General features: G+C 61.3%; 8 protein-coding genes and 1 riboswitch. Of the genes, 2 read left to right on the top strand and 6 right to left on the bottom strand.

Features of this window, described 5'->3' with window-relative positions; genetic code table 11:
- Positions 1-173: 173 nt before the first annotated feature.
- Both ACESMW_RS17615 and ACESMW_RS17610 read right to left on the bottom strand, forming a co-directional pair.
- Entirely contained in the window at positions 174-386 is a 213-nt protein-coding gene (locus ACESMW_RS17615) for a hypothetical protein (RefSeq protein ID WP_372988289.1), read from the bottom strand.
- A gap of 300 nt (positions 387-686) precedes the next feature.
- Positions 687-1460, bottom strand: a complete 774-nt coding sequence (locus tag ACESMW_RS17610) for a CLCA_X family protein (RefSeq protein ID WP_372988288.1) — start codon at positions 1458-1460, stop codon at positions 687-689.
- Between the two features lie 53 nt (positions 1461-1513).
- On the opposite strand from ACESMW_RS17610, the gene ACESMW_RS17605 reads away from it, so the two are divergent.
- Positions 1514-2317: an enoyl-CoA hydratase-related protein gene (locus ACESMW_RS17605; protein ID WP_372988287.1), complete on the top strand. Its 804-nt coding sequence runs from the start codon at positions 1514-1516 to the stop codon at positions 2315-2317.
- Between the two features lie 51 nt (positions 2318-2368).
- Here the strand turns inward: ACESMW_RS17605 and ACESMW_RS17600 are convergent, their stop codons facing one another.
- Both ACESMW_RS17600 and ACESMW_RS17595 read right to left on the bottom strand, forming a co-directional pair.
- Positions 2369-3427 (bottom strand): ribonucleotide-diphosphate reductase subunit beta, encoded by a 1059-nt coding sequence (locus tag ACESMW_RS17600; protein WP_372988286.1) that lies wholly within the window; start codon positions 3425-3427, stop codon positions 2369-2371.
- A gap of 30 nt (positions 3428-3457) precedes the next feature.
- Positions 3458-6220: a ribonucleoside-diphosphate reductase subunit alpha gene (locus ACESMW_RS17595; RefSeq protein WP_372988285.1), complete on the bottom strand. Its 2763-nt coding sequence runs from the start codon at positions 6218-6220 to the stop codon at positions 3458-3460.
- A gap of 131 nt (positions 6221-6351) precedes the next feature.
- Positions 6352-6542, bottom strand: a riboswitch (cobalamin riboswitch).
- A 110-nt stretch (positions 6543-6652) separates the two neighbouring features.
- Between ACESMW_RS17595 and ACESMW_RS17590 the strand changes: the two genes are divergently transcribed.
- Complete coding sequence (locus ACESMW_RS17590) at positions 6653-7372, top strand: DUF3047 domain-containing protein (RefSeq protein ID WP_372988284.1); 720 nt, start codon at positions 6653-6655, stop codon at positions 7370-7372.
- A 12-nt stretch (positions 7373-7384) separates the two neighbouring features.
- Here ACESMW_RS17590 and ACESMW_RS17585 read toward each other — a convergent pair whose 3' ends face one another.
- Both ACESMW_RS17585 and ACESMW_RS17580 read right to left on the bottom strand, forming a co-directional pair.
- A complete protein-coding gene (locus tag ACESMW_RS17585) occupies positions 7385-8221 on the bottom strand; it encodes a substrate-binding periplasmic protein (RefSeq protein ID WP_372988283.1) in 837 nt (278 codons plus the stop codon).
- An 89-nt stretch (positions 8222-8310) separates the two neighbouring features.
- Positions 8311-9396 (bottom strand): SLC13 family permease (locus tag ACESMW_RS17580; RefSeq protein WP_372988282.1); only part of this gene is annotated, 1086 nt, incomplete at its 5' end.

The raw sequence follows: 9396 nt of genomic DNA, 5'->3' as shown, positions 1-9396 counted from the left end.
CGCGGTGACGCCCTTGCCCTTCTCCTAGCCTTCGGCTCTGCGAACACCTGGCAGGGGGACTTTCACCTCCCTAGTTCTGTGCCATGCCCGGCACACACGTCCATGCGCAGCGGCGCGCGAAAGCGCGTCCGGCACCGAAGGTGCCTTGCTGCCGCTGCTTGTTAGAAGAGAATCTACCATGGAACTTTGTTATGGGTAACGCCGCGCTTATCCATCTCTTCTTCCAGTGCGTCAGCCCAAGCTCGCCAATCGTTGTACTCTCTCACACCATAGACCTTGGGCTTTCCTTCCGGAGTGGCGTCGTCTTTCTCTAAGGAATGCAGGACTGCCAAATGCATCTTTTGCAGCCCGCTATCACTAAATCCAGAAACATCCGGCTTCTCCATACTCTCCTCCTTGTCTTCTAACAGCTAATTATACGAACGCGTTCGTATATCACCCGTTCGTAAAACTCCATCTTAAAACTCTCAAGAATTTTCAAAAATTGTTTCAAAACCAATTGCTTGAGAGAATTTAACCAAGGCTACCGCAGGAGTTATACGCCCACCTTCGAGCCACCCCTGATCACCATTCTAGGCGTATAACTCCACCCGTTGTTTTCCTTCTTTCCAACCCTATCAGAGAGTTACACGGATTTCTCATGCAACTTTCGGAGTTTTGCGAACGCGTTCGTATAACTCCGGTTCTCAGTGGTCTGTGCGCCGCAGGGCTCGGCCCAGGGTTTGGAAATAGTCCCGGAAAGCGCCGTTGATTCGGTCGCGGTGTTTACCCTGTGGATAAAGCCCCAGCTTTGCCTCTTCCGATTCCCGCGTTCCCCGCACCAGAAACGCATTCTTGCAGTCGGCGTCCTGCACAAAGGCTTCAAAGGCCCGGGCGCACAGTTCCTCCGGCTGGCTGTAGTAGTGAACGCCGGCGGCCTTGTCAGCTTTCGCGGATTGTCTGAACAGATCGCTGGGTTCGGTGCCGGCATCGTTCAGCAGCACGGCGCGGTAGCAGGCCTGCAGGCGGTCGTTCAGGGGATGGGCGATGGCGTCTTCGCGGGTGAGCCAAAGCTTTGAGGTGAATTCCCCCTTACCGGTGCCCGGGAATAACTTGTCGGCTATGTAATGGTCGAAGGCGTGGAACCATTCGTGGGCGATGCTGCCGGGGCCGGCGTTCTTGGCCAGGGCGAAGCTGCGGGTCGCGGGGCTGTAGTGGGCGGAGACGCCGGGGCGGCCACCGATGCCGTACTGCAGTGCCAGGGTGCCGCGCAGGGAGATGAGGGTTTCGGTGCCGCCGAGGATGGTCATGAGATCACACAGGGCATCGTAGAACAGGGCGGCGCTGCGCTGCTTTTCCGGTTCGGTCACCCAGCGGCCGATCTCCACCGTGCGGAAATCGAAGCGGCGGCGAACATCCAGGAAGGTCACGGGGGTATCGTCCCGATGGTCGGGGCCACGGCGGTAGAAGGTTCTTGGCATGGGCCAATCATAGGGAGACAATCGCCCTGAATCTACAGAACAAGGAATCCACGATGACCAACCTGCCCCAGCTGACCGACGCCCTGCTCACCCTGGAAGACGGCGTGGCGGTGCTGACCCTGAACCGGCACGATCTGCGCAATGCCCTTACCGGCTCGAACCTGATCGATGACATCGTCACCACGGCGGAATGGGTCAATCACTGCCAGGACGTCTCGGTACTGGTGATCACCGGGGCCGGCTCAGCCTTCAGTGCCGGTGGCAACGTCCGGGACATGGCCAACCGCAGTGGTGATTTCGCCGGGGATCCGGCCGAGTGTGCCGAGCACTATCGCAAGGGCATCCAGCGCATTCCGCTGGCGATGCAGGCGGTAGAGGTACCGGTCATTGCCGCGGTGAACGGGCCGGCCATTGGCGCCGGGTTTGATCTGGCCAACATGGCGGATATCCGCATTGCCGCCGACTCGGCCAAGTTCGGCGAGACCTTCCTGAACCTGGGCATCATTCCCGGCGATGGCGGCGCCTGGTTCATGCAGCGGCTCATCGGCTACCAACGCGCGTTCGAGCTGACGCTGACCGGCCGCATCGTGGATGCCACCGAAGCCAAGGAACTGGGCATCGTGATGGACGTGGTACCGGCCGATGAGCTGATGCCGGCAACCCTGAAGATGGCACAGAAAATGGCCAGTCAGCCGCCCAAGGCGACCCGCCTGACCAAGCGCCTGATGAAGATGGCCCAGCGCACCGAGCTGAAGGATTTCCTGGACATCTGCGCCTGTTTCCAGGGCATGTGCCACAACGAACCGGAGCACCTGGACGCGGTGAACCGGATGCTCGAGGCCATGGCCCGGAAATAGGGCCGACGGAGCTGCCCGACAGATCGGACAGCTCCGTCCTTCCCTACCGGCTTACCACTCCAGCTGCGCGCCGGTCTGGTATTCAATCACCCGGGTCTCGAAGAAGTTCTTCTCCTTGCGCAGGGTGGCCTGCTCGTCCAGCCAGGGCGAGACGTTCTTCGCCCCGGGGAACGGTTCTTCCAACCCCACGGTTCGCGCCCGCCGGTTGGCCACGAAACGGAACTGTTCGCTGTGGTACTCGGCAGAATAACCCAGGATCGGGTCCCGCAGGATGTAGTTGGCGTAGGCGGTTTCCGCCGCCTCGGATTCATCCCACATCTTGCGCACGGCTTTCGGGTCCAGGGTGATGTTTTCCTCCTCGAGGATCTGGTTCACCACTTTCAGGCCAAAGGAGAAGTGCATGGCCTCGTCCCGCAGGATGTACTGCAGCTGCTCCCCGGTGCCGCGCATCAGGCCGCGACGCTGGAGGGCGAAAATCGGGCTGAAGCCGTTGTAGAACCAGGCGCCTTCGAACACCGCCGCGAAGAACAAGTAGGACATGACGAATTCCTGCAGGTCATCGGGGTTGCGCAGGTTCAAGTCCGGGCGCATGGCGGCATCGAGCCGGCGATTGGCCATTTTGATCTTGCCGTGGATCTCCGGCACTACGCGGTAACGGTTGTAGATCTCGCTCTGGTCCAGATTCAGGGTTTCGATGCAGTGCTGGTAGGCCCAGGTGTGCATGGATTCCTCGTACACCTGACGGGCCTGGTAGATCTGCAGCTCCGGTGCGCTCATCTTCTCCATCACCGCCAGGCCGATGTTGCGCATGGCCAGGATGTCGGAAGTGGTGAGATAGGCCAGCACGTTCTCGTACACGTGCTTCTCCGCCGGGTTCAGGCGGTGATGGTAGTCGTGGACGTCCTGGGCCATGTTGACGTCCAGCGGGGTCCAGTGGTTCTTGTTGGCGTTCATGAAGTACTCCCAGGCCCAGGGGTACTTGAACGGCGCCAGTTGGTTGATGTCGGTCTCGCCGTTGATCACCCGCTTGTCGTCCACATTCACGGGTGCGGGGCCGCCGGTGGCGGCCGGTCCGGGTTCGGTTTTCGGTTCGTCGTCCCAGTCCAGCATAATCATGCCTCCCAAAGATAAAGTAAGTGGTTACTGACAGGCTTCGCAGTCGGGGTCGTCGATTGAGCACACCTGCGGTTGCGGCGCGGCGACCGGGGCGGTTTTCTCGGCGCCGGTGGCCCCCAGGGAGCGCAGGTAATAGGTGGTCTTGAGCCCGCGCTCCCAGGCCAGCTGATACAGGGCGTCCAGCTTCTTGCCGCTGGGTTCGGCCATATACAGGTTCAGGCTCTGGGCCTGATCAAGCCATTTCTGACGACGGGCAGCGGCTTCCACGAGCCAGCGGGCGTCGATCTCGAAGGCGGTCGCGTAGCGGGCCTTGAGTTCGGCCGGGATGCGGTCGATCTGCTGTACCGAGCCGTCAAAGTATTTGAGATCGTTGACCATCACGTTGTCCCACAGGCCTTCGGCCTTGAGGTCGCGAACCAGGGAGGGGTTCACCACCGTGAATTCGCCGGACAGGTTCGATTTGACGAACAGGTTCTGGTACGCCGGTTCAATGGACTGGGACACGCCCACGATGTTGGAGATGGTGGCGGTCGGCGCGATGGCCATGACGTTGCTGTTACGCATGCCGTTCTTCGCAATCAGCTCCCGCACCGGGGTCCAGTCCAGGCGCGTGTCGGTATTCACCGAGCAGTCTCCATCCCGGCGGTTTTCCTTCAGCAGGTTGATGGAGTCGATGGGCAGGATGCCCTGGTGCCAGAGTGAACCCTCGTAGGTGTCGTAGGCGCCCCGTTCGCCGGCCAGGGTAGCGGAGGCGCGGATGGCAAAGTAGCTGAGCTGCTCCATGGCAACATCGGCAAACTCCACCGCTTCCGGGCTGGAGTACGGCAGGCCCAGTTGATAGAGCGCGTCCTGGAAGCCCATCAGGCCGAGGCCTACTGGACGGTGTTTCAGGTTGGAGTTCCGGGCCTGGGGCACGGCGTAGTAGTTGATGTCGATGACGTTGTCGAGCATGCGCACGGCGGTGGTCACGGTGCGTTCCAGGCGCTGCACGTCCAGCTCGCCTCCGACGATATGGGCGGCCAGGTTGACCGAGCCCAGGTTACACACGGCAATCTCATCGGCGCTGGTGTTCAGGGTGATCTCGGTGCACAGGTTGGAGCTGTGGACGACGCCCTGATGCTGCTGGGGCGAGCGCAGGTTGCAGGGGTCCTTGAAGGTGATCCAGGGGTGGCCGGTCTCGAACAGCACGGTGAGCATCTTGCGCCAGAGCTGTTTGGCGGGGATCTTCTTGAACAGCTTGATTTTGCCCTGCTCCGCCAGCGCTTCGTAATGCTCGTAGCGTTCGCGGAAGGCGTTGCCGTACAGATCATGCAGGTCCGGCACGTCACTGGGGGAGAACAGGGTCCAGTCCCGGTCCTCGCGCATGCGTTCGATCAGCAGGTCCGGCACCCAGTTGGCGGTGTTCATGTCGTGGGTGCGGCGGCGTTCGTCGCCGGTGTTCTTGCGCAGCTCCAGGAATTCCTCGATGTCCAGATGCCAGCTTTCCAGGTAGGCGCACACCGCGCCCTTGCGCTTGCCGCCCTGGTTGACTGCCACGGCGGTGTCGTTCACCACTTTCAGGAACGGCACCACGCCCTGGCTCTGGCCGTTGGTGCCCTTGATGTGGGAGCCCAGCGCCCGTACCGGGGTCCAGTCATTGCCCAGGCCGCCCGCCCATTTGGAGAGCATGGCGTTGTCGCGAATCGCGCCGTAGATGCTCTCCAGGTCATCCTGCACGGTGGTCAGGTAGCAGGAGGACAGCTGGGAGTGGCGGGTGCCGCTGTTGAACAGGGTTGGCGTGCTGGCCATGTAGTCGAAGCTGGACAGCAACTCATAGAATTCGATGGCCCGGGCGTTGGGATCGCCTTCCCTAAGCGCCAGCCCCATGGCCACGCGCATGAAGAACACCTGGGGCAGTTCCAGCCGGGCCTTGTTCCAGTGCAGGAAGTAGCGATCGTACAGGGTCTGCAGACCCAGGAAGCCGAACTGGTGATCCCGCTCCGGTTTCAAGGCCGCGCCGAGGCGCTCGAGATCAAAGGCGGCCAGGGCTTCGTCCAGCAACTCGTAGCGGATACCGGCGTGGATGAAGGCGGTCAGGGCTTGTGGATAAACTTCCGCCAACGGTTGATTGCGTCGCAGGTCCAGAGCTTCGGCGGCTTCGAGGCGCAGCTGTTCCAGCAGCAGTCGGGCGGTCACGGCGCTGTAATCGGGCTCCTGCTCGATCCGGCTGCGGGCGGTCATGACCAGTGCCGACAGCACTTCGGTTTCTTCAATGCCGTCGTAGAGGTTGCGAAGGGCGTCTTCCACCAGGGATTCGCCGTCAATGCCGTCCAGGCCGATGGCGGCCTGCTCCACCTGCAGCTTCATCAGGCCGAGGTCCAGGGGGGCGATGCCGCCGTCCGCCTTTTTCACGGTCAGGTGCGGGTGGGCCTCCATGGGCTCTTCCACGGCGCGCTTGCGGGCGTGTTCTTCCCGATACAGCACGTAGGCCCGGGCCACTTTTTGTTCCTCGGCCCGCATCAGGGCCAGTTCCACCTGGTCCTGGATATCCTCGATGTGGACCTTGCCGCCGGCTTTCAAACGTCGACTAATGGCCTGGACCACCTGTTCGGTGACCCGGTGTACGGCATCGTTGATGCGGGCGGAACCGGCGGCCTTGTCGCCTTCCACGGCAAGGAAGGCCTTGGTGACGGCGACACTGATTTTGGCCGGATTGAATCCAACCAGGGTGCCGTTGCGTTTAATTACCTGAAGGGATTGGGTATCGGTGGAAGCTGCCGGTGGTTCGGCGAAGGCGGTGGCGGTCATGGTGCTCTCCTGGGTTCGCGTTGGTTCCATTTCACCTTCGCGAATGCAGGGGCACACTTTGCCTGGAGGACAGGCAACGGGAACCGGTCTGCTCACCCTGAGTCGCGAAGGTGCAGTCCAGAAGCCGGTGTTACTGGCTCCTGATCCCTGGCAGGTCTTCGGACTCAGGGGCGTGGATCATCTGATCCGGCCTTGCGTGGCGACTTCCCGGCGGATGCCAGTGTCATCGTGCCACGCTCGTTCCCCAATACCGCTGCGCGTCAGTTCCGGACTCTCACCGGATTCCCGACTACCGGAGGCGATCAGAGAATGATCACAACATCTGGTAGTTGACCAAGGATAGAAACACTATATACACGTAACAGGATCGGGACAAGGCACTTTTCCGCCGTCGCCCTGTCTTCGTTGATACAACATTACAAGGGGTAGGCCATGAAATCTCGCTGGTACTGGTTGGCCGGCATCACAGTCTCTGCGGCGTTGGGCGCCCAGGTCCTGGCCGTCAACAATCCGATACCGCCTTTCTCGCAAATCGGGTCGCTGGATGATGGCTGGGAGCCGCTGCAATTCCCGAAGATCGAGCAGCACACCCTCTATGAACTCGTGCAGCAGGATGGCCAACAGGTGGTCAGGGCCACCACTGAGGGTGGCGCCTCCGGGCTGATCACCCGGCTTAACCTGGAACCGGACAGCAGTCAGAAGCTGGCCTGGCAGTGGAAGGTGTCGAATGTGTTCGAAGCCGGCAACGCCCGGGAAAAATCCGGGGACGACTACCCGGCCCGGGTCTACGTGGCCTTCGAGTTCCAGCCCGAGGAAGCCGGGTTCTTCGAGCGAGCCAAGCGCAAGACGGTGGAAGTGCTGTTCGGGGAGACCCTGCCCGGCAATGCCCTCAATTACATCTGGGCCAACAAGCTGCCCGAGGGGGAATTCATCGCCAATTCCTACACCGAGCGGACCATGATGGTGGCGGTAAACTCCGGCGGCAGTCAGGTCGGCCAATGGGTCAGCGTGGAACGGGATATCGCGGCGGACTACCGCAGGGCCTTCGGCGAGGACCCGCCACCGGTGGTGGGTATCGCCATCATGTCCGATTCGGACAACACCGGAGAGCGTGCCACCGCTTGGTATCGGGACCTCACGCTCTCGCCCTGAACGACTCGAAACTCAGCGATAGGCTTCCGGAAAACCGGGAATCACGTAGCCCTGACCGTTCCGGTGCATGACCGGTAATTCGCCCCGCTTTACCAATCGCAGGTAGGCGTCATCAAACTCTTCCCGGAGAATCGCCGCCCGCGGGTTGGCGAGGGAGAACAGCCAGGCTGCGGTCCGGGAGCGGACTTGCGATTCCCTCACCACGCTGTCGGACGGTTCCGTCAGGATTTCCTGTACCGGTGCACGGTAATCCAGAACGTAGTCGCCCCTCCGGCGCTTGAGCATATCGATGGCTGCCCGGTGATTCGGGGCCTCGGTGACCAGGATCCGGTCCGACTCCCGCAACCACTCGATCATGCCGGCGTAGGTGTAGCCTCCGATCACGATCACGGTCTTGCCCTGGAGGTCATAAAAGTGATTCAGGGGCGGGTTGCCCTCCAGGTACCAGGCGCTGAGCTGCACAGTGAGTGGTTGGGCCCAGCTTTCGAGGACTTCTCCCTCCAGCTGGGGAATGTTGGTCAGCCCGGGCCAGGCATCCACCGTGCCGTTTTTCAGGTAGAGGTAGATCCGGCTGATGGGCAGGAACAGGAATTCGGGCTCATAGCCTGCCTCTTCAACCACCTTGCGGGTCATTTCGATAATCAGGCCGGAGGCCTCGCCGGATTCGGTGTGATGGGCAAAGGGCGGGAATTCGTTGTAGGCAATGGTGACAACCCGGCTGTTCTCGGCGGTCTCCGCAATGGACGAAGAGGTGGCGATAGCCAACAGAGCCATGGTCACCCAGGCACAAAACCGGACCGTAAACCGAACCTCCCGGAATCCGGAGGACAACTTCGCGCGACTATTCATGATCTCCAGTTCTGCAAATTTCTCTGCCGCCTAGAGTACCAGAACTTCCGGAGTCTGCACTGACGCGTAGCGCAATTTCGCCCGATACGTCAGATGTGGTACACGACGAAATACAGGCCAATTCCGCCCATCACCAGAGTGTAGGGCAGCGCCATCCAGACCATGCGCCCGTAGGACAGACGCACCAGCGGAGCAATCGCGGAGGTCAGCAGGAACAGGAAGGCAGCCTGGCCGTTGGGGGTTGCCACACTGGGCAGGTTGGTGCCGGTGTTGATGGAAACCGCCAGATCCCGGAAGTGCTCGACACTGATGGCACCGGCATCCAGGGCCTGTTTGACCTCACTGATGTAGACCGTGGCTACGAATACGTTGTCACTGATCATGGAGAGCAGGCCGTTAGCCAGGAAGAACATGCCCGGCTGTTCGCTTTCGGGCAGCGAGAGCACGTAGTCAATGATCGGCTTGAACAGGTGCTGCTCGTGGATAACGGCAACCACGGCAAAAAACACCACCAGCAGTGACGTGAACGGCAGGGATTCCTGGAACGCCTTGCCGATCTGGTGCTCGTCGGTGATGCCGGTAAAGGAGGTTACCAGGATAATCACCAGCAGACCGATCAGGCCCACCTCCGCCAGGTGGAAGGCCAGGCCGATAACCAGTACCGCGGCGGCGGCGGCCTGGACCCAGAGCGCGGCCTGATCGGCCTTGGTGCGCTTGTTGCGCTCATTCTCGGCAAACTCTTCCAGCACCCGGCGAACCGGCTTGGGCAGGCGGCCGCCGTAGCCGAACCAGCGCAGCTTCTCCAGGGCCCAGCAGGTCACCAGACCGCCCACCAGCACCGGCAGGCTTACCGGCGCCATGCTCAGGAAGAAGCCGACGAAATCCCAGCCCACGACCTTGGCGATCAGCAGGTTCTGGGGCTCCCCCACCATCGTGGTCACGCCACCAAGAGCGGTACCGACTGCACCATGCATCAGCAGGCTGCGCAGGAAGGCACGGAAGTTCTCCAGGTCTTCCCGGTGCAGCTCGATCACTTCCTCGTCACTGTTGGTGTTGTGGTCGGAGTGCTGGTAGCCCTTGCCGGACGCCACCTTGTGATAAACCGAGTAGAAGCCCACTGCCACGGAGATGATCACCGCGGTGACGGTCAGGGCATCCAGAAAGGCCGAAAGCAC

Source organism: Marinobacter sp., assembly GCF_041690455.1.
Lineage (GTDB): Bacteria > Pseudomonadota > Gammaproteobacteria > Pseudomonadales > Oleiphilaceae > Marinobacter.
Note: the sequence above shows the minus strand (reverse complement) of the source record. Positions and strands in the feature narration are given on the sequence as shown.